Genomic DNA, 22,717 nt, shown 5'->3' with positions numbered 1-22,717 from the left:
GCTCGCCGCGGGGTCCCCTCCGGACGTAAAGCGAAGCAGTCCGGACACCCTGCCCCGGAGGACCGCCACCGCCACCCGAAAAGCCCCGCGCAGCGGCACCCAGCCCGCCGCAGGCGAACCAACAGCAACCCCCACGGCGGGAAAGCCGAAAACGTGCGCGGCAGGCAAAGTGCAACGGATCAGCGGGAGCGGCCCTCGTAGAAGATGTCCTCCACAACCCCCCGCGCCCGTCGCGTGATGCGTCGGTAGTCGTCGATCATCTCGCCGACGTGGCCCTCCTCGTAGCCGAGGTAGCGGCCGACGGCGGCCAGCTCGCGGCCGTCGGTGGGGAAGGTGTCGCCGGCGCGGGCCCGTACCAGCATCACCGCGTTGCGCACCCGCGCGGCCAGTACCCAGGCCTCGTCGAGGGTCTGGGCGTCCTCGGTGTCGATCAGGCCGGCGGCGTGGGCGGCGGCCAGTGCCTCGCGGGTGCGGGTGGTGCGCAGGCCGGGGATCTCCCAGCCGTGCTGCATCTGCAGCAGCTGCACCGTCCACTCGACATCGCTCAGACCGCCGCGCCCCAGCTTGGCATGGGTGGTCGGGTCCGCGCCGCGGGGCATCCGCTCGGACTCCATGCGGGCCTTGAGCTTGCGGATCTCGCGGACCGCGTCCTCCCCCAGGCCCTCGGCCGGGTAGCGGAGCGGGTCCACCAGCTCGATGAAGCGCTGCCCCAGCTCCTCGTCGCCCGCGACCGGTTCGGCGCGCAGCAGGGCCTGCGCCTCCCACACCAGCGACCAGCGCCGGTAGTAGGCCGCGTACGAGGCGAGCGTGCGCACCAGGGGGCCGGAGCGGCCCTCGGGGCGCAGATCGGCGTCGATGGGCAACGGCGGGTCGGAGGAGGGGAGTTCGAGCAGCCGGCGCATCTCGTTGGCGACGGCGTGGGCGGCCTTGGCGGCTTCCTGCTCGTCGGCGCCCTCGCGCGGTTCGTGGACGAAGAGGACGTCGGCGTCCGAGCCGTAGGCGAGTTCGTGGCCGCCGAAGCGGCCCATGCCGATGACCGCGAAGCGGGTGGGCAGGGTGTCGCCCCAGCGCTCGCGGACCGCGGCGCGCAGCGCACCGGCGACGGTGGCGGCGTTGAGGTCGGAGAGCGCGGAGCCGACCGCGTCGACCGAGTGGCCGTGGTCCTTGTCGGCCGGGCTGGACTCCGTGCCGTACGCGCCGATCACATCCGCCGCGGCCGTACGGAACAGCTCGCGGCGGCGCACCCCGCGGGCCGCCGCGACGGCCGCCTCCGCGCCGTCCGCGCGGCCGACCGCGGCCAGCACCTCCTGCTCCAGCGCGGCCCGGGTGCGCGGCTGGAGCCCGTCGGGGGCGCCGAGCAGCGCGACCGCCTCGGGGGCGCGCAGCAGCAGGTCGGGGGCGAGCCGGCCGGCGGACAGCACCCGGGCGAGGTTCTCCGCGGCCGCGCCCTCGTCGCGCAGCAGCCGCAGGTACCAGGGCGTCTTGCCGAGCGCGTCGGAGACCTTGCGGAAGTTGAGCAGCCCGGCGTCCGGGTCGGCGGAGTCCGCGAACCAGGCGAGCAGCACGGGCAGCAGCGTCCGCTGGATGGCGGCCTTGCGGGTCACCCCGGAGGCCAGTGCCTCCAGGTGCCGCAGCGCGGACGCCGGGTCGGCGTAGCCGAGCGCTTCTAGGCGGTGCCGGGCGGCTCGGGCGGACAGCCGTGCCTCGCCGGGTTCCAGATGGGCGACGGCATCGAGCAGAGGGCGGTAGAAGAGCTTCTCATGCAGTCGGCGCACCTCTCGAGCATGCCACCTCCACTCCTTGCGGAGGGTGTCGACCGGCTCGGTTCTCAGCTCCAACGACCGTGCCAGGCGCCGGAGTTCGGCCTCTTCCTCGGGCATCAGGTGGGTGCGGCGCATCCGGAAGAGCTGGATGCGGTGCTCCAAGGTACGCAGAAAGCGGTAGGCGGCGTCCAGGGCCGCGGCGTCCTGGCGTCCGACGTAGCCGCCGGCGGCCAGCGCCGCCAGCGCGTCCAGGGTGGTGGCGCTGCGCAGCGTGGCGTCGCTGCGGCCGTGCACCAACTGCAGCAGCTGGACGGCGAATTCGACGTCGCGCAGCCCGCCGGGGCCGAGCTTGAGCTCCCGCTCGACCTGGGCCGCGGGGATGTTCTCGACGACCCGGCGGCGCATCTGGCGCACATCGGAGACGAAGTTCTCCCGCTCTGCGGCCTCCCACACCATCGGGGCCAGCGCGTCCACGTACTCCTGCCCCAGGCCCAGGTCACCGGCCATCGGGCGGGCCTTGAGCAGCGCCTGGAACTCCCAGGTCTTGGCCCAGCGCTGGTAGTAGGCGAGGTGGCTGCTGAGCGTGCGCACCAGCGGGCCGTTGCGGCCCTCGGGCCGCAGGTTGGCGTCCACCGGCCAGATCGTGCCCTCGACGGTGTTGTCCGAACACAGCCGCATCATCCGCGCGGCGAGCCGGGTCGCGGCCTGCAGCGCCTTGGCCTCGTCGACGCCCTCCTTGGCCTCGGCGACGAAGATGACATCGACGTCGGAGACGTAGTTCAGCTCCCGGCCGCCGCACTTGCCCATGCCGATGACCGCCAGCCGGCACACCGCGGCGTCGCCGGGGGCCTCCTCGTAGGAGATCTCCAGGGCGGCCCGGATGGTGGCGGTGGCGAGGTCGGCGAGCTCCGCGGCGGCCTCGGCGACATCGGTCGTGCCGCACACGTCCCGGGCCGCGATGCCCAGCAGGGCCCGGCGGTAGGCCATGCGCAGCGCGTCGGCACGCGGCCGGCCGATGCCCCGCTCGCCCCAGACGCCCTCGGCGAGCGCCTGCTCGAACTCGGGCGTGGTGGGGTGCAGATCGACCGACTCGTAGGTGACCAGCGACCGCCAGTCCTCCGGATGGCGGGCGAGGTGGTCGGCGAGCGCCTCGGAGGCGCCCATCACCCCCAGCAGCCGGTCGCGCAGCGGTTTGGCCGCGACGACGGTGCTCAGCAGCGCCTGCTGCTCGTCCGGCGCCAGCGCCTCCACCAGCCGGACCAGACCGCGCAGCGCGAGATCCGGGTCCGCGGTGGTCCCGAGCGCCTCCAGCAGCACCGAGTCGTCGCGTACGGGGGCGAGTTCGGGGGTGTCGAGCAGCTCCCCGGCCGCCGAGGGGTCGGTGAAACCGTGCCTCAGCAGCCGGGTGAAGGTGCTGCTCCGCCGTCCCTGCGGGGCGGGAAGTGCCATGATGCGGCCTCTCGGTGGCGCGGTGGCTCAGAGCACGGGCAGCATCTTGCGCAGCTCGAAGGCGGTGACCTCCGACCGGTACTCCTCCCATTCCTGCTTCTTGTTGCGCAGGAAGAAGTCGAAGACGTGCTCGCCGAGGGTCTCGGCGACCAGTTCGCTGCGCTCCATGAGCTCGATGGCCTCGCCGAGGTTCTGCGGCAGCGGCTCGATGCCCATCGCCCGGCGCTCCGAGTCGGACAGCGCCCACACGTCGTCGTCGGCGCCGGCCGGCAGCTCGTAGCCCTCCTCGATGCCCTTGAGGCCGGCCGCGAGCAGTACCGCGTAGGTCAGATACGGGTTGGCGCCGGAGTCGATCGAGCGGACCTCGACCCGGGTCGAGCCCATCTTGCCGGGCTTGTACATCGGGACGCGGATGAGCGCGGAGCGGTTGTTGTGGCCCCAGCAGATGTAGGAGGGGGCCTCGCCGCCGGCGCCCGCGGTGCGGTTGGCGCCGCCCCAGATGCGCTTGTAGGAGTTGACCCACTGGTTGGTGACGGCGGAGATCTCGCCGGCGTGGCGCAGCAGACCGGCGATGAACGAGCGCCCCACCTTGGAGAGCTGGTACTCCGAGCCGGACTCGTGGAAGGCGTTGCGGTCGCCCTCGAAGAGGGAGAGGTGGGTGTGCATGCCGGAGCCGGGGTATTCGGAGAACGGCTTGGGCATGAAGGTGGCCTGGACGCCCTGCTCCAGCGCGACCTGCTTCATGACCAGCCGGAACGTCATGATGTTGTCGGCGGTCGAGAGCGCGTCGGCGTAGCGCAGATCGATCTCCTGCTGGCCGGGGGCGCCCTCGTGGTGGCTGAACTCCACCGAGATGCCCATCGACTCCAGCATCGTGATGGCCTGCCGGCGGAAGTCCATGCCGACGTTCTGCGGGGTGTGGTCGAAGTAGCCGGAGGAGTCGCCCGGGATCGGCCGGGAGCCGTCGACGGGCTTGTCCTTCAGCAGGAAGAACTCGATCTCGGGGTGGGTGTAGAAGGTGAAGCCGAGGTCGGAGGTCTTGGCCAGGATGCGCTTGAGGACATAGCGCGGGTCCGCGTACGAGGGGGAGCCGTCCGGCATCAGGATGTCGCAGAACATCCGGGCGGTGCCGGGGGCCTCGGCGCGCCAGGGCAGGATCTGGAAGGTGCCCGGGTCCGGCTTGGCGATCATGTCGGACTCGTACACCCGGGCGAACCCTTCGATGGCCGAGCCGTCGAAGCCGATGCCCTCGTCGAAGGCCTGCTCCAGCTCGGCCGGGGCCACCGCCACGGACTTGAGGAACCCGAGTACATCGGTGAACCACAGCCGTACGAAGCGGATGTCGCGCTCCTCGAGCGTACGGAGCACAAACTCCTGCTGCTTGTCCATGGGTCACCAATCCTTGCAGGTCAATCGGCCTGTCCGCGCACGTGGATCATCGTGCGTGGCACACCAGTATCACGTGAGGGGGTTACCGTCACATTACGCACCCTTGGCCTGAATCAGAACCGCAGTCCCGTAACCCCCGCCCTGATCCTTCCCACGAAGCGCCGGCTCAGGCGGACGACGCCGCCGCGTCGCGCCCCGTCCCCGTCAGATCCAGCACCGCCTGCGCCACCGACTCCGGCACATCGGCCATCACCAGATGGCCCGCGGGCGCGGCGACCGCGAACCGGCCGCCGAGCTCCGCGGCGAGCGCCCGCTGCCGTTCCAGCCAGCGCAGCCGTCCGGGTGTCTCGCTGCCGTCGTAGGCCGCCAGGACCGTCACCGGCAGGTCGGGCATCGGGCGCTGCGGGCGCAGTGCGACGAGCTCGGCGGCCTGGTAGGGGTAGGTGGCGTTCTCCAGGGCGCAGGCGCGTACGACCCGGCTGGTGCGGTACCCGGCGCGCTCCCACGGGTGCGGCGGGTGGCTGCCCACGGTCGAGGCGCGGCCTATCAGGCGACGGGCTGCGGGGCCCAGGGCGCGCGCCAGTCCGGCGGCGGACACCGCGCCGGCCAGGCCGCCCGCCCAGGCGGTGCGCACCGCGCGCGGCAGCCGGGGCCGGGGGTGCTCCTCGATGCTGGCGTCGACGAGGACCAGGCCGGCGCAGCGGTCCGGGTGGAGCCGGGCGAACGCCTCGGCGTGGAATCCGGCGAGCGAGTGGCCGACGACGGTGGCGGGGCCGGTGTGTCCGAGCGCGTCGAGGAGGCGGGCGATCCGGTCCGCCTCGGCGGCGAGGGTGGGCGGCGCGGGCGCCGGGGCGCTCAGGCCGAGGCCGGGGCGGTCGAACCGGACGACGGTGCGGTACGGGGCGAGCAGCGCGGCGACCGCGTCCCAGTCGAACCAGGCCATCCCGAGGCCGCCGCTCAGGACGCAGACCGGGCCGCTCCCCTCGGTCAGGACGTGCAGCACGGCGCCGTCGACGTGCAGGAACCGGCCGGGGGCGGGGAGCGGGCGCAGGTGTCGGTTCATCGGTCTCCTTGTCCTGCCGAGGGTTCGCCGGGGGCGTGGTGGCCCGGGGTCTGCTCCTGTGATGCCCGTTCTGCCGCCGCGTGCTTCAGGTGGGGCGCGGTTCCGTACCGGGCCGCGCAGCCCATGAGCAGCGCAAGGATAGGCGGGCGCCACTCCGTTCGGCGGACAGCGCTGGAGGCCGATACCCCTCGGGGGTAGTGTTCGAGTGGCGGCGGCCCAGGGGCTGCCGCCCATGGGTCATTCCGTCGGGAGGTCCGCGATGCGGGAACAGGGCGAGGCCGCCGCGTGGTGCGGCCGCCTGCCGTTCGCCCCGCAGGCCGCCGGCCCCCTCGCCTCCCGCGCCCTCGCGGCTCTGCGCACTCGGCCGCTGCGCGGCCGCTGGCCGATATCCGCGCCGCCGCGTCCCGTACTCCTCGCCCCCCTGTCGGTGCCGCGCGTGTAGGAGCGCCCGCCGCCGACGCTCCGGAGCCCGCGGCAGCGCCCCCGAACAGACCACCCTTCACACCGACATCGCCACGAGGTGCTTTCCCTATGCGTACGCACTCCCGCCGCGCCGTGCTCGGCGCGGGTCTCGCCGCCGCCGGAAGCGGGCTGCTGGCCCCCCGTTCCCTCGCCTCCTCCGCCCCGGACACCTGGTACGGCGGGGGCGCCCCCGACGACTCGCCCGGTGCCCGCCGGGACAACCGCCCCCCGGCCGGCTATGTCTCCCCCTTCGGCCCGGAGGTCGCCGAGGCCGAGAACGAGCGGGGCCGGGGCCCCGTCCGGTACTTCTCGCTGACCGCCACCGAGACCGAGCTCGACCTGGGCGGCGTGACCGTCAAGACCTGGGCGTACGGACACCGGCTGCCGGGCCGGCTGATCCGGGTCACCGCGGGTGAGCGGATCGCGCTGCACCTGCGCAACCGCCTCCCGCAGCCCACCACCATCCACTGGCACGGACTGCAGCTGCGCAACGACATGGACGGCGTCCCCGGCGTCACCCAGCGGGCCGTCAAGACCGGCGATTCCTTCAACTACCTCTTCACGGCCTCGACGCCCGGTACGCACTGGATCCATCCGCACGTCGGCGTGCAGCTGGACCGGGGGCTGTACGCGCCGCTGATCGTCGACGACCCCGACGAGCCGCTCTCCTACGACAAGGAGTGGATCGTCGTGATCGACGACTGGCTCGACGGGGTCGACGGCGTCACCCCGGACGCGGTCCTGGCCGAGCTGAACAAGGACAAGCCCGGCGGGCCGATGGGCCACGGGGAGCTGCAGATGGAGCACCGGGGCGGCAGACGGGCCGAGGCCGCCGCGTCCCGGATGGTGCGGGGCGCCATGGGCCGGATGGACGACGACGACGGCGACGACTTCTCGGGCACCGTCGAACATCCGTACCACCTGATGAACGGCAAGACGCGCGACGACCGCGAGACCTTCCGCGCCAAACCCGGCGACCGCATCCGGATCCGCTTCATCAACGCCAGCGGCGACACCGCCTACCGGGTCGCGCTCGGCGACCACATGATGACCGTGACCCACACCGACGGCTTCGCGGTGGCGCACCAGAAGACCGACAGCCTGCTCATCGGCATGGCCGAGCGCTACGACGTGCTGGTCACGGCCAAGGACGGGGTCTTCCCGCTCACCGCGCTCTCGGCGGGCAAGAACAACCAGACCGCACAGGCCCTGCTGCGCACCGGGAGCGGCGAGGCCCCCGACCCCAAGATCCGCCCGAAGGAGCTGCGGAGCGGGGGCCTGAGCGCGGACAAACTCAAGGCCGACGAATCGTGCCTGCTCGACGACCGCGAGCCCGACCGCACCATCCGGATGAACCTCACCGGCACGATGGAGAAGTGGAACTGGGCGATCAACGGGAAGCCGTACACCCCGTCACAGCGGTACCCCGTGGAGCAGGGGGAGCGGGTGCGGATCGTCTTCCGCAACAAGACCAAGATGTGGCACCCGATGCATCTGCACGGGCACACCTTCGCACTGCCCGACGGCGGCCCCCGCAAGGACACCACGATCATGCTGCCGGGCAAGAAGGTGGCCGTCGAGTTCGACGCCGACAACCCCGGTCTGTGGATGACGCACTGCCACAACATCTACCACTCGGAGTCCGGGATGATGACGGTCCTCGGCTACCGGCTGCCGAAGTAACCGGCCGCGCGGGAGGGTGGCCCGCACGACCGGCGGGCCCCCTCCCCCAGGCCCGGAGCGGAGCCGACACACCCCCATTGCGTCAGAAAGACGATTACACTGGGCGGGTGCCTCAACTTCGTCTCGCCCTCAATCAGATCGATTCCTGTGTCGGCGATCTCGCCCAGAACGCCGAGACGATCGTGCACTGGACCCGGCACGCCGCCGGCCAGGGCGCACACCTCGTCGCGTTCCCCGAGATGGCGCTGACCGGCTACCCCGTCGAGGACCTCGCGCTGCGCCCGTCGTTCGTCGAGGCGAGCCGCACCGCACTGCGGGCGCTGGCCCGGCGGCTGGCCGACGAGGGCCTGGGCGGCCTGGCCGTCATCGTCGGCTACCTCGACCGCGGCGAGCAGGCCGGGCCGCGCTACGGACGCCCGGCCGGCGCGCCCCAGAACGCCGCCGCCGTGCTCCACGACGGCGAGGTGGCGCTCAGCTTCGCCAAGCACCACCTGCCCAACTACGGCGTCTTCGACGAGTTCCGCTACTTCGTCCCCGGCGACACGCTGCCCGTCGTACGGGTGCACGGCGTCGATGTCGCGCTCGCCATCTGCGAGGACCTGTGGCAGGACGGCGGCCGGGTCCCGGCCGCCCGCAGCGCGGGCGCCGGGCTGCTGGTGTCCGTCAACGCCTCGCCGTACGAGCGGGACAAGGACGACACCCGCCTGGAGCTGGTCCGCAAGCGCGCCCAGGAGGCCGGCTGCACCACGGCCTATCTCGCGATGATCGGCGGCCAGGACGAGCTGGTCTTCGACGGCGACTCGATCGTCGTCGACAAGGACGGCGGGGTGATCGCGCGGGCGCCGCAGTTCGCGGAGGGCTGTGTGCTGGTCGACCTCGACCTGCCCGCCGCGGCACCGCAGCCGCCGTCCGGCGTCCTGGACGACGGCCTGCGCGTCGACCACCTCACCCTCTCCGCCGAGCCGCTGCCGCCCTACCCCGCCGAAACCCTCGGCGGGCAGGCCGAGCGCCTCGGCGACCTGGAGGAGATCTACACCGCGCTCGTCGTCGGCCTGCGCGCCTACGTCGCCAAGAACGGCTTCACCAGCGTCGTGCTCGGCCTCTCCGGCGGGATCGACTCGGCCCTGGTCGCCGCGCTCGCCTGCGACGCGCTGGGCGCCGCCCATGTCCACGCGGTGGCGATGCCCTCCCGCTACTCCTCCGACCACTCCCTGAGCGACGCCGCCGAACTCGCCCGCCGCACGGGCCTGTCCTTCCGTACGGTCCCGATCGGCCCGATGTTCGACGCGTACATGGAGTCCCTCTCCCTGACCGGCCTCGCCGAGGAGAACCTCCAGTCGCGCCTGCGCGGTACGACCCTGATGGCCATCTCCAACCAGGAGGGCCACCTGGTCCTCGCCCCCGGCAACAAGTCCGAGCTGGCCTGCGGCTATTCGACGCTCTACGGCGACTCGGTGGGCGGCTACGGCCCCATCAAGGACGTCTACAAGTCCGTCGTCTACCAGCTCGCGCGCTGGCGCAACCAGGCCGCCGCCGACCGCGGCCAAACCCCGCCGATCCCGGAGAACACCCTCACCAAGCCGCCGAGCGCGGAGCTTCGCCCCGGCCAGGTCGACACCGACTCGCTGCCCGACTACGACATCCTCGACCGCATCCTGGAGCTCTACGTCGACCGCGACCTCGGCCGCGAGGAGATCATCGCCCGGGGCTTCGACGAGCCCCTGGTCACCCGCGTCCTGCGGATGGTCGACCACGCCGAGTACAAGCGCCGCCAGTACCCGCCCGGCCCCAAGATCTCCGCCAAGGGCTTCGGCAAGGACCGGCGCCTGCCGATCACCAACCACTGGCGGGAGGGGAGCTGACGGGGGCTCACCCCGCGGCGGTGTCGGCCTTCGCGGCCGCCTCCGCCTCCCGGCCGCGCGCCACGACGCGCGAGCCGTCCCGCGCACCGCGGTCCAGCAGACCGGCCACGACGGCGACGGCCAGGCCGAGGGCGGCCAGGACCGCGCCGACCAGCGTCGGGGACGTCCAGCCCCAGCCGGCCGCCAGGGCGAGGCCCCCGACCCAGGCGCCGCCGGCGTTGGCGAGGTTGAAGGCCGACTGGTTGGAGGCGGCGGCCAGCGTCGGGGCCTGCTGGGCCTTGTTCATGACCAGCATCTGCAGCGGGGTGGTGGTCAGGAAGCCGACCGCGCCGATCAGGACGACGGTGACCAGGGCGGCCCACTTGACCTGGGCGGTGAAGTGGAACGCGGTCAGTACGAGGGCCAGGGCGGCGAGCGAGCCGTACAGGGTCGGGCGCAACGCGCGGTCGGTGAGCGGGCCCGCGGCGAGGGCGCCGAGGGTCATGCCGATGCCGAAGAGCGCGAGGACGAGCGGGACCGAGCCCTCGGCGAAGCCGGTGACCTCGGTCATCATCGAGGCCAGGTAGCTGTAGACCGCGAAGATGCCGGCGAAGCCGAAGACCGTGGTCACCAGGCCGAGCAGCACCTGGCCGCCGCACAGTGCGCGCAGCTCGCGGGCCAGGCCGGTGCGTTCCTCGGCGGGCAGCGGCGGGATCAGCCGGGCCAGGCAGGCCATGGCGACCAGGCCGATGCCGGCCACGATCAGGAAGGTGGCGCGCCAGCCGAACTGCTGCCCGAGGAGGGTGGCGGCGGGCACGCCGACGATGTTGGCGATGGTCAGGCCGAGGAACATGGTGGCGACCGCACGCGCCTGGCGGCCCTCGCGCACCAGCCGGGCGGCGACCACCGCGCCGACGCCGAAGAACGCGCCGTGCGGAAGGCCGGCCAGCAGCCGGCCGGCGATCAGCAGGCCGAAGCCCGGGGCCAGGGCGGAGGCGAGGTTGCCGACCGTGAAGACCGCCATCAGGAGGACCAGCATCCGCTTGCGCGGGACACGGGAGCCGAGGGCGGTCAGCAGCGGTGCGCCGATGACCACGCCGAGGGCGTAGGCGGAGACGAGGTAGCCGGCGGTGGGCACGGACGTGCCCAGATCGTCCGCGACGTTGGGCAGCAGGCCCATCATCACGAATTCCGTGGTACCGATTCCGAAGGCCGAGATCGCAAGCGCGAGCAGAGCCAAGGGCATGGAAGACCGAGCCTTTCGGGACGTTCCGTAAGGGGGTGTGTGAAGGGGTGAAGAGGACACACTAAGTTCTCTTACGGAACAAAGTCTCGCAGGCGCAGTATTCCGCCACGGGAACGGGGCGTTACGGGCACACGTCGGTTCGCCGGTCTGCTGCCTGGCCGCTGCCCGGTCGCTGCCCGGCCACTAGGGGGCGGGCGAACAGATCCCGTAAGGGGAGACGGGCCCCCTTGCAGGGCCACAACGAGGCCGGGAAGGGGGATATTCCGTGACGCGACTGGGCGGCTGTTCAGACCTTGACGCGATGCCGGTCAGATCTTGGATGCCCGTCAGATCTTGGATGCCCGTCAGATCTTGGATGCCCGTCAGATCTTGACGGAGGCCGCGACGGGCAGATGGTCGCTGCCGGTCGACGGCATGACCCAGGCCTTGACCGGGTCCATGCCCTTCATCATGATCTGGTCGATCCGGGCCATCGGGAACCCCGCCGGCCAGCTGAAGCCGAAGCCGTCGCCGGCCGCGCCCTGGGCGGAGCGCATCTGGGAGGTGACCGGGGCGAGCGAGCGGTCGTTCATCGTGCCGTTGAGGTCGCCGAGCAGCATGATCTTCTTGACCGGGTCGGCGGCGATCGCCTCGCCCAGCGCCTCGGCGCTGCCGTCGCGCTGGCCCGCGGTGAAGCCCGCCTCGACCTTGACCCGTACCGACGGCAGATGTGCGACGTAGACGGCGAACTGCTGGCCGTCGGCGGCGGTGACCGTGGCGCGCAGCGCGCGGGTCCAGCCCATCTTGATGTCCACCGGCCCGGCGTCGGACAGCGGGCGCTTGCTCCACAGGCCGACGGTGCCCTGCACCGTGTGGTAGGGGTACGCCTTCGCCAGCCCCTGGCGGTAGGTGGGCAGCGCGTCGCCGGTCAGCTCCTCCAGGGCCACCACATCGGCGTTCGACGCCACGATGTCCCTGGCGGTGGCCGCGGGGTCGGGGTTGTCGGCGTCGACGTTGTGGGTGACGACGGTGAGGTTGCCGCCGGCGGCGGCCTTGTCGGTGATCTGGCCGCCGAAGAGGTTGAACCAGGCGAAGACCGGCAGGACGAGGGCGATCAGCGCCGTCATGGAGCGGCGCAGGACCGCGGCGAGCAGCAGCAGCGGGATGCACAGGCCCAGCCACGGCAGGAACGTCTCCAGCAGACTGCCCAGGTTTCCCACGGTGTTGGGGATCCGGGCGTGCAGGATCATCAGCAGGCCGAGGACGACGGCGAGCAGCGCGAGGACGATGCCGCGCCGCCACATCCCTTCCGGACGCCACCAGTTCCGCAGGCGTTCGGCCCGGGAACCGGCCCGCTCGGGACCCTGTCCCTGTCCCGGCTCCGTCATGTATGCCTGCGCCATGTAGCTGTCCTCACTGCCTTGCTCCGGTGCGCCTCGCCTGTGGTCACCGACCCTAGGCGATCGCCGTAATGCACTTTCTTAGATCCGTGGCGGATCCGTGGGTGCGCCTTCTCGCAAGGGAGGACGGGACGGCGGCAGGTCGGGGTTCCGGCGTGCGCGTTCGTGACAGCCGCTGTGACAGAACGGGCATGGTCCGGTCATATGGAGCGCCGGCCCGCGTCAGCCCGCCGCCGCCCGGGGGGCGGGCCGTACGCCCTCCAGGACCATGTCGACGATGTCCTCGGCGAGCCCCTCGGGCAGTTCCTTCCACTCGTGGAGGATGGCGCGGGCCAGCATCGGGCCGACGAAGAGGTCGGCGATGGTCTCCAGGTCGCGGTCGGTGCGGATCTCGCCGTTGGCCACGCCGCGGCGCAGCACGCCGAGCAGCGCCTCATGGCGGGCCCGTACGACCGTGTCGTGGTACTCGGCCCACAGCTCGGGCTGGGCCTGGACATGGCTGACGACGGTGCGCATCAGCGCGGAGCTGCGCTTGGCCAGCCCCCGGCGGCGCAGGAACTCCAGCAGGCGGACCAGGTCGTCACGTACCGAGTCGCCCTCCAGCTGAGGGCTCTGGGCGTCCAGGGAGCGCATGACGTCGAGCATCAGGGCGCTCTTGCCGGGCCAGCGGCGGTAGACCGTGGCCTTGCCGACGCCGGCCTCGCGGGCGATGCGCTCCATGGACAAGTCGCCTATGGAGACGCCGTCTTCGATCAGACGCAGCACCGCCTCGATGATGGCGTCGTCGGCCGCGGCGCTGCGCGGCCGGCCGCGGCGCCCGGGGGCCCTGGGCCCCGGCCCCGCCCCGGCCGCCGTCGCCTCGGAGTCCGCCGCCCGGCTCATCGCGCTGCGCCCGCCTTCCGCTCGTCCTGCGGCTCCGCCGACTGCGGCGCCGCTCCCATTTTGCCCGGCAGGAACGCCAGCACGATCAGGCCTCCGACCACAAGGACCGCGGCCGAGCCGAGGGCGGTGACGTGTATGGCGTGGATGAAGGCGTCCTTGGCGGAGTCGACGAGCGGCCGGCCCGCCGGGCCCAGCCGCTCCGCGAGGCCGAGGGTGGCCTCGATGGACTCACCGGCCGCGTGCCGGGCGCCGGCCGGTACACCGGGCAGCGCGTCGAGCTCGCCCTGGATGCCGTCGCGGTAGGTCGTGGACAGCAGCGAGCCGAGGACGGCGACGCCGAGGGTGCCGCCGACCTGCCGGAAGACGTTGTTGAGCGCCGACCCGGAGCCGGCCTTCTCGCGCGGCAGCGACTGCATGACCGCGACGGTGACCGGCGGCATGATGTGCGCCATGCCGGCGCCCTGGAGGAAGAACAGCACCTCCATGACCCAGATCGGGGTGCCGGTGTCCAGCAGGAGCAGGCCCGCCATGGCGCCGGCCACCACGAACATGCTGACGGTGCACACCGCGCGGGCGCCGAAGCGGTCCACGGCGAGCCGGGCCCGCGGCGCGAAGATCAGCTGGGCCGCGGCCAGCGGGAGGATCAGCAGGCCCGCCTGGAGCGGGGTGTAGCCGCGCACGCTCTGGACGTAGAAGACAATGAAGAACGTGACGCCCATCAGCGCGAAGAAGACCAGGGCGACGGCGGCGATGGCGGCCGAGAACGCGGGCTTGCGGAAGTAGCCGATGTCGATGGACGGATGGTCGCTGCGCTTCTGGTGCAGTACGAACACGGCCAGCACGGCGAGGCCGGCGGCGATCGTGCCGAGCACCTGCGGGTCGGTGAAGTCGGCGAGCTGGCCGCCCTTGATGATCCCGTAGATCAACAGGACCAGGCCGACGACGGACAGCAGCACTCCGGCCGGGTCCAGCCGGCCGGGGCTGGGGTCCTTGGAGTCGGGCACCAGGATCAGCATCGCGACCAGCGCGAGCAGCACGATGGGGACGTTGACGAGGAAGACCGAGCCCCACCAGAAGTGGTCGAGCAGCAGGCCGCCGGCGATCGGGCCGATGGCGATGGCCAGGCCCACGCCGCCGGCCCAGACGCCGATCGCCCGGGGCTGCTCCTCGCGCTCGAAGACGTTCATCAGGATGGCGAGGGTGGCCGGCATGACGAAGGCGCCGCCCAGGCCCATCACGGCACGGAAGGCGACCAGCTGGGCGGGCGAGGCGGCGACGGCGGCGAGTACCGAGCCGGTGCCGAAGACCAGCAGGCCGAAGAGGAGCACCTTCTTGCGGCCGATGCGGTCACCGAGCAGGCCGGCGGTGAACAGCAGCCCGGCGAAGACCAGCGTGTAGGAGTTGATCGCCCACTCCAGCTCGCTCTGGGTGGCGCCCAGGCCGGTGGGGGACGGTGTGGCGATCGTCTTCATGGCGACGTTGAGGATGGAGTTGTCCAGCACCACGATCAGCAGGCTGAGCATCAGCGTGCACAGGATCGCCCACCGGCGGCGGTGGATGTGGTCGGGGACCTGCCGGGCGGGCGGTTCGCCCGGTGGGGCGGGCGGAGTGGATGAGGTGGCCATGGCGACACCATAGCGCTTTTTCGATACGGGTCCGTTCCGTATCGAAAAAGCGGGGAGCGGAGAGCCGCCCGGACCGGTGCCGGGAGCCGGCCGCTCCCCTCCCTTTTCCTTTGTGCGGGGGCCGTGCCAGCATGGAGGGGAGTCCGGGGACACCGTCAGGGTGCCTCGAGATGACGAACAGGAGCCGTCACCATGACGCAGCTTTCGCCTGCCCCGAAGCCGGCCGCCGGGGCCACGGCCGGGTCCGCCGCGAAGCCCGCTTCGGAGCACAACAAGTCGCTGTACGGGGGCACCGGCTCGCGCCGGATCACCGTGCGCGACATCGCCGCCGCCAAGGAGCGCGGCGAGAAGTGGCCGATGCTCACCGCCTACGACGCGATGACCGCGTCCGTCTTCGACGAGGCCGGGATCCCCGTCCTGCTCGTCGGCGACTCGATGGGCAACTGCCACCTCGGCTACGAGTCCACCGTGCCGGTCACGATGGACGAGATCACCCTCCTGTCCGCGGCGGTGGTCCGGGGCACCAAGCGCAGCCTCGTCGTCGGCGACCTGCCGTTCGGCTCGTACCAGGAAGGGCCGGTCCAGGCGCTGCGCAGCGCCACCCGGCTGGTGAAGGAAGCGGGCGTCGGCGCCGTCAAGCTGGAGGGCGGTGAGCGCTCCGCCGAGCAGGTGGAGCTGCTGGTCTCGTCCGGCATCCCGGTCATGGCGCACGTCGGGCTGACCCCGCAGTCGGTCAACGCCTACGGCGGCTACCCGGTGCAGGGCCGCGGCGAGGAGGCCGCCCAGCAGTTGCTGCGCGACGCCAAGGCGGTGCAGGACGCCGGGGCGTTCGCGGTCGTCCTGGAGGCCGTCCCGGCCGAGCTCGCCGCCGAGGCGACCCGCTCGCTGCACATCCCGACCGTCGGCATCGGCGCGGGCCTGGACTGCGATGCGCAGGTGCTGGTGTGGACCGACATGGCCGGCATGACCGCGGGCCGGGTACCGAAGTTCGTCAAGCAGTACCTCCAGATGCGGGAGCTGCTCGGCGGGGCGGCGAAGGCGTTCGCCGAGGAGGTCGTCGGGGGCACGTTCCCCGCCGAGGAGCACACCTTCCACTGACCGGGCGGCACGGCCCAAACGAGCCTCACGGCGGTCGGAACATCTCGTTCCGGCCGCCGTTCCCCGTCTGTCGGCGGCTGTCGGCGCACTGTCGGTGCGTTGTCGGTGGCGGCTGGCATCTTTGGGGACATGACGCGACAGACGATATCCACCAGGGGCGGCAACGCCGTGGAGGTGCGCGGTCTGGTCAAGCACTTCGGCGAGGTCAAGGCCGTCGACGGGGTGGACCTGGACGTGAAGGAAGGCACGGTGCTCGGCGTGCTCGGGCCCAACGGCGCCGGCAAGACGACGCTCGTACGCTGCCTGTCCACCCTCCTGGTGCCGGACGCCGGCAGCGCCGTCGTGGCCGGCTTCGACGTGGTGCGCCAGCCCCGCGCGCTGCGCCGCACGATAGGCCTGACCGGGCAGTACGCCTCGGTCGACGAGAAGCTCTCCGGCTGGGAGAACCTCTACATGATCGGGCGGCTGCTCGATCTGTCCCGCAAGGACGCCCGCCGCCGTGCGGACGAGATGCTGGAGCGGTTCTCGCTGACCGACGCCGCCAAACGGCCCGCCGGCAAGTACTCCGGCGGTATGCGCCGCCGGCTCGACCTCGCCGCCTCGATGATCGGCCGTCCGGCCGTGCTCTATCTGGACGAGCCGACCACCGGCCTGGACCCCCGCACCCGCAACGAGGTGTGGGAGGAGGTCCAGCGGATGGTCCGCGAGGGCGCGACGGTGCTGCTGACGACCCAGTACATGGAAGAGGCCGAGCAGTTGGCGAACGAGCTGACGGTCATCGACCGCGGCCGGGTGATCGCCGAGGGCCGGGTCGACGAGCTGAAGGCGAAGGTCGGCGGGCGGACGCTGCAGGTCCGGCCGGCGGACCCGGGCGAGCTGGACCGGATGGCCGGCGCCATCGCGGCGGCCGGTCTGGACGGCATCGGGGGCGCCACCGCTGACCACGACGGGGGTGTGGTCAACGTCCCGATCATCAGCGACGAGCAGCTGACCGCGGTGGTCGGCGTGCTCGGGCAGCGCGGCTTCGCGCTCGCCGGGATATCCACCCATCTGCCCAGCCTGGACGAGGTGTTCCTGGCCATCACGGGCCAGAAGACCTCGGAGTCCGCGGACGCCGGGACGGCCGGGCACGACATGGACCAGCAGTACGCGGAGGTATCGGCATGACGGCCGCCATGATGACGGCACCCCTGGCCAAACCCGGCGCCGACGAGGGGCGGATCGGCCTGCGCGCCAATCTGCGGCACATCGGCGCGCTGGTGCGGCGCAACGCCCTTCAGATCAAGCAGGATCCGGAGTCGATGTTCGACGTCCTGCTGATGCCGATCATCTTCATCCTGCTGTTCGTGTACGTCTTCGGCGGCGCGATCGCCGGCAAGGGCAACCAGCACGACTACGTCCAGTATCTGGTGCCCGGCATGATGGCCATGATGGGCATGAACATCGCCATGGCGGTGGGCACGGGCGTCAACGAGGACTTCCGCAAGGGCGTCATGGACCGCTTCCGGACGATGCCCATCGCCCGGTCCTCGGTCCTGATAGCCAAGATCGTCGTCGAACTCGGCCGGATGCTGATCGCCACCGCGATCCTGCTCGGCATGGGCTTCCTGCTGGGCCTCGAAGTGGGCGGCGGCGTCCTGCAGCTGCTCGGCGCGGTCGCGCTGTCCATGGCCTTCGGCGCGGCGCTGATGTGGATCTTCATCCTGCTGGGGCTCGCCGTGAAGACCCCGCAGGCGGTGCAGGGCATGGCGATGCTCGTCCTGATGCCGCTGCAGTTCGGCTCGTCGATCTTCGCTCCGCCGACCTCGATGCCCGCCTGGCTGGAGGGCTTCACGAAGGTCAACCCGCTCTCCAACCTGGCGGACGCGGCCCGCGCGCTGATCAACGGCCACGGCGCGGTGGCGCACCCGACACTGGTCACCCTCGGCTGGGCGGTCGCCATCACGGCCGTCACGATGCCGCTGGCGGTCGCGAAGTTCCGCAAGAAGACCTGACGCGCGTCCCGGAGGGGGCTTCCCTCCGGGACGGCCTTCGCCCGGCTCGCGTCAGATGAGGGCGGTGGCCTCTTCGAGGGAGAGGCCACCGCCTTCGGCGTAGGCGTCTTCGTAGGCGGCATCGCCCAGCACCGCCCGCGCCGCCGTCTCGGCCCGGCTCCGCTCGTCGCGGATGACCAGCATCGGGACGTTGCCGGTGACCCGCAGCGCGTCGTACGCCCCCACCAGGCGCGCCGCGTCCCGAGCCGCCCGGTCGCCGTGTACGGCCATCAACACCCGTGCACCGGTGAGGAGATGGACGACGGGCATATCGGGGGCGACCATCTGCGTCAGGGAGTCCTGCATCGTCGCCAGGGCCTTCCGGAACCGCGGCAGCAGCTCCGCCGCGGTGCACCCCTCCTCCAGATCCAGTGAGATCAGCGACGCCTCCAGCAGCCCGACGAACATGTCCGGGGCACGCGGTGTGAACACCTCCTGCACCTTGAGCAGTTCGCTGCGCGCCTCCGGGAAGCGGCCCGTCGTCGTCAGCCGCATGGCCAGCGTCAGCCGCGCGAACGGCTCGGTGTCCCGGCCGCTGTTGCCCTTCGCGGCCTCGGCCAGCACCTCGCGCAGCATCCGCTCGCCGACCTCCCCCTGGCCGTCCTCGATGAGTACGGCGCCCAGCCGGCAGCGCAGCAGCAGCGTCTGGCCGTGCGCGCCCAGCTCCTCGGCGTGCACCATCGCCGCCCGGTAGTCGTCCGCCGCGGCCCCGTACGCACCGCGCTTCTCATGGGTCTCGCCCCGCCCCGACAGCGCCTCGGCCGCGCCCCAGGCGTCGCCGGTCCGCAGGAAGATCCGCAGCGCCTCGTCGGCGTCGCGGGCCGCCCGGGGCAGTCCGCCCGGCCGGTCGTTGAAGATCTTGGCGCGGAGCTGCAGGACGTACGCCAGCTCCCAGTCGAACCCGAAGCCGCGACAGGCCCGCACCGAGGCGTCGACGAGCTCCGCCAGCTCGTTGAACTGCCCGGTCAGCAGCACCGCGTAGTGCCACATCGCACCGGGCACCCGGCAGGTCTGCGGCAGGCCGGCGCGGTAGGCGGCGAGCACGCCGTCCAGCTCCTCCTGCATCGCCGGGTCGCGCAGCGCCTGGATGTCGCTGTCCAGGCTGGCCAGCGCGACCAGGCGGACCTCGCGGCGGGCCTCCGTCAGCTGCTCGGGAGCCATCGGCGGCGGCCGGTCGATGGGGCGTTCATGCAGCTCGGGGGCGGGTTCGACGGGCTTCAGAAAGGGGTTGGGGCCGAGCGCGGCGGCCGCGGCGGCCCAGTGGCGGGCGTCGGAGCGGTGATCGCGCAGCGACCAGAACCAGTGCAGGGACAGCACCAGGCACAGCGCCTCGTGCTCGTCGCCGGCCGCGACGGCGCGGCGCAGCGCGGTGCGCAGATTGTCGTGCTCCAGCTCCAGCCGCTCCATACAGGGACGCTGGCCGGGCCCGCGCAGCAACGGATCGCCGGTACGGGCCAGTTCGCGGTACGCGACGAGGTGCCGACGCTCGGCCCCGGCCCGCTCCCCCGCCTCGTCCAGCCGCTCACCGGCGTACTCCGCCACCGTCTCCAGCAGCCGGTAGCGCATCTCCCCGCTGCCGGCTCCACCGGAACTGCCGACGCCGCGCCCCTGGCTGACGGGCGCCGCCACCACCAGCGACTTGTCGATCAGCGAGCCGAGCAGCCCGGCCACCTCGTAGCCCTCGACACCGTCGCCCGCGCACACCGCCTCCGCCGCGGCCAGATCGCAGCCGCCGGCGAAGACGGACAGCCGGCGCAGCACCGCCCGCTCGGGCTCGTCGGTCAGGTCCCAGGACCAGTCCACCACCGCGCGCAGCGTCTGCTGCCGGGGCAGTACGGTGCGGCTGCCGCTGGTCAGCAGCCGGAAGCGGTCATCGAGCCGGTCGGCCAGCTGCCGCGGCGAGAGCAGCCGCAGCCGGGCGGCGGCGAGCTCGACGGCCAGCGGCAGCCCGTCGAGCCGGCGGCAGATCTCGGCGCAGGCCGACGGGTCGTCCTCGACACGGAAGCCGGGGCGGGCGGCGGCCCCGCGGTCGGCGAGCAGCCGCAGCGCGACCGGGTCGGGCAGCGGGCCGACCGGCCGCAGCACCTCGCCCGGTACGGCCAGCGGCTCGCGGCTGGTGGCCAGCACCGTCACACCGGGGCAGTCGGCCAGCAGCCGCTCGGCGAGCTCGGCGGCGGCACCGATCACATGCTCGCAGTTGTCGAGGAGGAGCAGCATCCGGCGGCCGGCACAGTGCTCGGCGAGCTGGGCGAGCGGGTCCAGGGCGGTGGGGTCGGTGGCGGCGCGCAGCCCCTCGGCGGAGGTGCCGCGCACCACGGTCTCGCGGGCGCCGAGCGCGGTCAGCACCGCCTCCGGCACGGTCTGCGGATCGTCCACCGGCGCCAGCTCCGCCAGCCAGACGCCGTGTGGCCAGGCATGCGGCAGCGCGGCCGCGGCGGCCTCGGCGCCCTCCTGCGACAGCCGGGTCTTGCCGGCCCCGCCGGGGCCGAGCAGCGTCACCAGCCGGTGCTCGGCCAGATCGGCCCGTATCGACGCCAGATCGGCCTCCCGGCCGACGAAGGAGGTGAGCCGGGCCCGCAGGTTGCCGGGCCGGGCGGGGACGCCGTTCACCTGGTCCGCGACGGGGGCGGCATCCGCGGCCGCGGCCGGTTCCGGTCCCGGGGCGAGCAGCTCCGCGTGCAGGGCGCGCAGCTCCGGGCCCGGGTCGGCGCCCAGGCGGTCGGCGAGGCCGGTGCGTATCTCCTCGTACGCCGCCAGCGCCTGCGCCGTACGGCCCGCCGCACGCAGCGCCCGCAGCCGCAGGGCCTGGAGGGGCTCGTCGAGGGGGTGGTCGCGGCACAGCGCCTGGAGGGCGGGCAGCGCCCGGTCGGCACGGCCGAGGGCGAGGTCGGCGGCGAGACGGGTGCGCTGGGCGTCCAGGCGGCGGTTCTCGGCGCGGGCCGCCTCCGCACCGGCGTCCGGAAGGTCGGCGAGGGCCGGTCCGCGCCACAGCGCCAGCGCCTCGTCGAGCAGTAAGGCGGCCCGCTCCGGGTCAGCCTCGGCGAGCGCCCGCCCGCCGTCCGCGGTGAGCCGTTCGAAGCGGTGCAGATCGACGGCGTCGGGCTCGGCGCACAGCAGGTAGCCGCCGTCGACCGAGGCGACGGCGGCCCGGCCCAGGACCCGGCGCAGCCGGCCGACCAGCGCCTGCAGCGCACCGGCCGGGTCGGCGGGCGGGTCGGCGCCCCAGACCTCGGCGATCAGTACGTCCGGGGAGAGTGCGCGGCCGGGGCGCAGCGCGAGGGCGGCGAGCAGCGCGCGCAGGCGTGCGCCGCCGAGGGCGACGGGGGTGCCGTCGGCCCGGCCGGCCTGGGTGGTGCCGAGAATTCCGTAGCGCACCCGGCCATTGTCGTTCAACACCGGCACCCGGCCGCCACCGAGTTCCGCTTTCCCCGGCGGCGGCCCGGGGAGGGGCCGGAGAAGCGAAGCCGATCCGGGGGGACCCGTGCGCCGGCAGCCCCGGCGCGGTTACGGTCATGGCTGTCCCTCACGCGACTCCCGGGAGCCCGCACCATGACCACAGCACTCCGGCGCGCCGACCGCCGCATCAGCCCGGTCTTCCTGGCGCTCGCCGCCGTCCTGGCGGTGTCGGGATGGGCCGTGTGGACCGGCACGCTCGCTGCGAGCACCGGCTTCGCGGTCTTCTTGTTCGTGGTGTCCGGCTGGGTGGTCTCGCTGTGCCTGCACGAGTACGCGCACGCCCGCACCGCCCTGCACAGCGGCGACATCTCGGTCGAGGCCAAGGGCTATCTGACGCTGAACCCGCTCAAGTACACCCACGCGCTGCTGAGCATCGTGCTGCCGGTGGTCTTCGTGATCATGGGCGGGATCGGGCTGCCGGGCGGCGCGGTGTTCATCGAGCGCGCCCGTATCCGGGGGCGCTGGCGGCACAGCCTGATCTCGGCCGCCGGACCGCTGACGAACATCCTGTTCGCGGCGGTGTGCACGGCGCCGTTCTGGCTGGGCGGGCTGGCGGGCGTGCCCACCACGTTCCGTTTCGCGCTGGCGTTCCTCGCGCTGCTCCAGGTGACCGCCGCGATCTTGAACTTCGTACCGGTGCCCGGCCTCGACGGCTACGGCGTGATCGAGCCGTGGCTGCCGCGGAAGCTGCGGCGGCAGGTGGAGCCGTTCGCGCCGTTCGGGCTGCTGGCGGTCTTCGGGCTGCTGTGGGTGCCGGAGGTCAACCAGGTGTTCTTCGCCCTCGTGGACACGATCCTGCGCGGCCTCGGCGTCTCGCAGCTGGACACGTACTTCGGCCAGGAGTACTTCCGCTTCTGGCAGGGCGAGCCGCCGCTGCTACCAGGTGCCTGACGTCGTCAGGCACCTGCCCCTTCGGCCTGCTGGGCCCGCTCCAGCTTCGCCTTGCGCACGTAGAACCACGCCATGTTGCTGGAGACGCCGGCCAGCAGCACCCACACGATGCCGAGGAAACTGCCCTCCGCGAAGGAGACGACGGCCGCGGCAACGGCCAGGACGCAGACGGCGAGAGCCATGAGTGCAAGGCGGGGCATGGGGGCGTCTCCTCGGTGACGGTGGGGTACCCCTAGTGTCCCTCACGTTTTCGGCTGTCCCGCCATGGGGGTTTGTCGCCGTTGCCCTTCCGCTGCGCTTTGCCGCGGCCGACGTTTTCGGCTTTCCCGCCGTGGTGGTTTCTCGCCGTTGCGCCTGCGGCGGGCGTTGCCGCTGCGCGGGGCGTTTTCGGGTGCCGGTGACGGTCCTCCGGGGCAGGGTGTCCGGACTGCTTCGCTTTACGTCCACACACCAGGCC

Annotated in this window: 16 protein-coding genes; 7 read left to right on the top strand and 9 right to left on the bottom strand. The window is 72.6% G+C overall.

From position 1 onward, the window contains the following. Positions 1-179 precede the first annotated feature (179 nt). The 3 genes from ACWD6P_RS33480 to ACWD6P_RS33470 all read right to left on the bottom strand — a co-directional run bounded on the left by ACWD6P_RS33480 (position 180) and on the right by ACWD6P_RS33470 (position 5,664). Positions 180-3,212 (bottom strand): bifunctional [glutamine synthetase] adenylyltransferase/[glutamine synthetase]-adenylyl-L-tyrosine phosphorylase, encoded by a 3,033-nt coding sequence (locus ACWD6P_RS33480; protein ID WP_451447962.1) that lies wholly within the window; start codon positions 3,210-3,212, stop codon positions 180-182. Positions 3,213-3,239: 27 nt separating this feature from the next. Then, positions 3,240-4,601, bottom strand: a complete 1,362-nt coding sequence (glnA, locus tag ACWD6P_RS33475) for a type I glutamate--ammonia ligase (RefSeq protein WP_451447961.1) — start codon at positions 4,599-4,601, stop codon at positions 3,240-3,242. A gap of 166 nt (positions 4,602-4,767) precedes the next feature. Then, the gene (locus ACWD6P_RS33470) at positions 4,768-5,664 is read right to left on the bottom strand and encodes an alpha/beta fold hydrolase (protein WP_451447960.1); all 897 of its coding nucleotides are present in this window, start codon (positions 5,662-5,664) and stop codon (positions 4,768-4,770) included. Positions 5,665-5,923: 259 nt separating this feature from the next. Here ACWD6P_RS33470 and ACWD6P_RS33465 point away from each other — a divergent pair, with 259 nt between their 5' ends. The 3 genes from ACWD6P_RS33465 to ACWD6P_RS33455 all read left to right on the top strand — a co-directional run bounded on the left by ACWD6P_RS33465 (position 5,924) and on the right by ACWD6P_RS33455 (position 9,671). Continuing rightward, on the top strand, positions 5,924-6,106 hold the full coding sequence (locus ACWD6P_RS33465; protein ID WP_451447959.1) for a hypothetical protein: 183 nt from the start codon (positions 5,924-5,926) through the stop codon (positions 6,104-6,106). Positions 6,107-6,195: 89 nt separating this feature from the next. Beyond that, complete coding sequence (locus tag ACWD6P_RS33460; protein ID WP_451447958.1) at positions 6,196-7,809, top strand: multicopper oxidase family protein; 1,614 nt, start codon at positions 6,196-6,198, stop codon at positions 7,807-7,809. A gap of 107 nt (positions 7,810-7,916) precedes the next feature. Then, a complete protein-coding gene (locus tag ACWD6P_RS33455; RefSeq protein ID WP_451447957.1) occupies positions 7,917-9,671 on the top strand; it encodes an NAD+ synthase in 1,755 nt (584 codons plus the stop codon). Between the two features lie 7 nt (positions 9,672-9,678). Here ACWD6P_RS33455 and ACWD6P_RS33450 read toward each other — a convergent pair whose 3' ends face one another. From ACWD6P_RS33450 to ACWD6P_RS33435, 4 genes are all read right to left on the bottom strand, one after another. Next, positions 9,679-10,896, bottom strand: a complete 1,218-nt coding sequence (locus ACWD6P_RS33450; RefSeq protein ID WP_451447956.1) for an MFS transporter — start codon at positions 10,894-10,896, stop codon at positions 9,679-9,681. A gap of 362 nt (positions 10,897-11,258) precedes the next feature. Beyond that, on the bottom strand, positions 11,259-12,263 hold the full coding sequence (locus ACWD6P_RS33445) for an endonuclease/exonuclease/phosphatase family protein (RefSeq protein WP_451447964.1): 1,005 nt from the start codon (positions 12,261-12,263) through the stop codon (positions 11,259-11,261). A 234-nt stretch (positions 12,264-12,497) separates the two neighbouring features. Further along, positions 12,498-13,157, bottom strand: coding sequence for a TetR/AcrR family transcriptional regulator (locus ACWD6P_RS33440; RefSeq protein ID WP_451447955.1), 660 nt, complete (start codon positions 13,155-13,157; stop codon positions 12,498-12,500). Next, a complete protein-coding gene (locus tag ACWD6P_RS33435; RefSeq protein WP_451447954.1) occupies positions 13,154-14,782 on the bottom strand; it encodes an MFS transporter in 1,629 nt (542 codons plus the stop codon). Before ACWD6P_RS33435 ends, ACWD6P_RS33440 begins: the two co-directional genes overlap by 4 nt. Positions 14,783-14,974: 192 nt before the next feature. Here ACWD6P_RS33435 and panB point away from each other — a divergent pair, with 192 nt between their 5' ends. The 3 genes from panB (at position 14,975) to ACWD6P_RS33420 (ending at position 17,874) form a co-directional block, all read left to right on the top strand. Continuing rightward, positions 14,975-15,880, top strand: coding sequence for a 3-methyl-2-oxobutanoate hydroxymethyltransferase (panB, locus tag ACWD6P_RS33430; protein ID WP_451447953.1), 906 nt, complete (start codon positions 14,975-14,977; stop codon positions 15,878-15,880). A gap of 129 nt (positions 15,881-16,009) precedes the next feature. Next, positions 16,010-17,047 (top strand): ATP-binding cassette domain-containing protein, encoded by a 1,038-nt coding sequence (locus ACWD6P_RS33425; RefSeq protein WP_451447952.1) that lies wholly within the window; start codon positions 16,010-16,012, stop codon positions 17,045-17,047. Continuing rightward, positions 17,044-17,874, top strand: coding sequence for an ABC transporter permease (locus ACWD6P_RS33420; RefSeq protein WP_451447951.1), 831 nt, complete (start codon positions 17,044-17,046; stop codon positions 17,872-17,874). The genes ACWD6P_RS33425 and ACWD6P_RS33420 overlap by 4 nt, the downstream gene beginning before the upstream one ends. Positions 17,875-17,925: 51 nt before the next feature. On the opposite strand, the gene ACWD6P_RS33415 is transcribed toward ACWD6P_RS33420, so the two are convergent. Continuing rightward, complete coding sequence (locus tag ACWD6P_RS33415) at positions 17,926-21,288, bottom strand: BTAD domain-containing putative transcriptional regulator (protein WP_451447963.1); 3,363 nt, start codon at positions 21,286-21,288, stop codon at positions 17,926-17,928. 174 nt (positions 21,289-21,462) lie between these two features. Between ACWD6P_RS33415 and ACWD6P_RS33410 the strand changes: the two genes are divergently transcribed. Then, positions 21,463-22,260, top strand: a complete 798-nt coding sequence (locus tag ACWD6P_RS33410; RefSeq protein WP_451447950.1) for a site-2 protease family protein — start codon at positions 21,463-21,465, stop codon at positions 22,258-22,260. A 5-nt stretch (positions 22,261-22,265) separates the two neighbouring features. Here ACWD6P_RS33410 and ACWD6P_RS33405 read toward each other — a convergent pair whose 3' ends face one another. Then, complete coding sequence (locus ACWD6P_RS33405; RefSeq protein WP_451447949.1) at positions 22,266-22,460, bottom strand: hypothetical protein; 195 nt, start codon at positions 22,458-22,460, stop codon at positions 22,266-22,268. Positions 22,461-22,717: the final 257 nt, after the last annotated feature.

It is taken from the genome of Streptomyces sp. NPDC002446 (assembly GCF_053595675.1).
Note: the sequence above shows the minus strand (reverse complement) of the source record. Positions and strands in the feature narration are given on the sequence as shown.

Excerpts from the sequence above, each read along its gene's own strand:
- ACWD6P_RS33420 (WP_451447951.1), top strand. The coding sequence starts at position 17,044 with ATGACGGCCGCCATGATGACGGCACCCCTGGCCAAACCCGGCGCCGAC.
- ACWD6P_RS33425 (WP_451447952.1), top strand. The coding sequence starts at position 16,010 with ATGACGCGACAGACGATATCCACCAGGGGCGGCAACGCCGTGGAGGTG.
- ACWD6P_RS33465 (WP_451447959.1), top strand. The coding sequence starts at position 5,924 with ATGCGGGAACAGGGCGAGGCCGCCGCGTGGTGCGGCCGCCTGCCGTTC.
- ACWD6P_RS33470 (WP_451447960.1), bottom strand. The coding sequence starts at position 5,664 with ATGAACCGACACCTGCGCCCGCTCCCCGCCCCCGGCCGGTTCCTGCAC.
- ACWD6P_RS33410 (WP_451447950.1), top strand. The coding sequence starts at position 21,463 with ATGACCACAGCACTCCGGCGCGCCGACCGCCGCATCAGCCCGGTCTTC.
- ACWD6P_RS33440 (WP_451447955.1), bottom strand. The coding sequence starts at position 13,157 with ATGAGCCGGGCGGCGGACTCCGAGGCGACGGCGGCCGGGGCGGGGCCG.
- ACWD6P_RS33435 (WP_451447954.1), bottom strand. The coding sequence starts at position 14,782 with ATGGCCACCTCATCCACTCCGCCCGCCCCACCGGGCGAACCGCCCGCC.
- ACWD6P_RS33450 (WP_451447956.1), bottom strand. The coding sequence starts at position 10,896 with ATGCCCTTGGCTCTGCTCGCGCTTGCGATCTCGGCCTTCGGAATCGGT.
- ACWD6P_RS33445 (WP_451447964.1), bottom strand. The coding sequence starts at position 12,263 with ATGACGGAGCCGGGACAGGGACAGGGTCCCGAGCGGGCCGGTTCCCGG.
- glnA (WP_451447961.1), bottom strand. The coding sequence starts at position 4,601 with ATGGACAAGCAGCAGGAGTTTGTGCTCCGTACGCTCGAGGAGCGCGAC.
- ACWD6P_RS33460 (WP_451447958.1), top strand. The coding sequence starts at position 6,196 with ATGCGTACGCACTCCCGCCGCGCCGTGCTCGGCGCGGGTCTCGCCGCC.
- panB (WP_451447953.1), top strand. The coding sequence starts at position 14,975 with ATGACGCAGCTTTCGCCTGCCCCGAAGCCGGCCGCCGGGGCCACGGCC.
- ACWD6P_RS33480 (WP_451447962.1), bottom strand. The coding sequence starts at position 3,212 with ATGGCACTTCCCGCCCCGCAGGGACGGCGGAGCAGCACCTTCACCCGG.
- ACWD6P_RS33405 (WP_451447949.1), bottom strand. The coding sequence starts at position 22,460 with ATGCCCCGCCTTGCACTCATGGCTCTCGCCGTCTGCGTCCTGGCCGTT.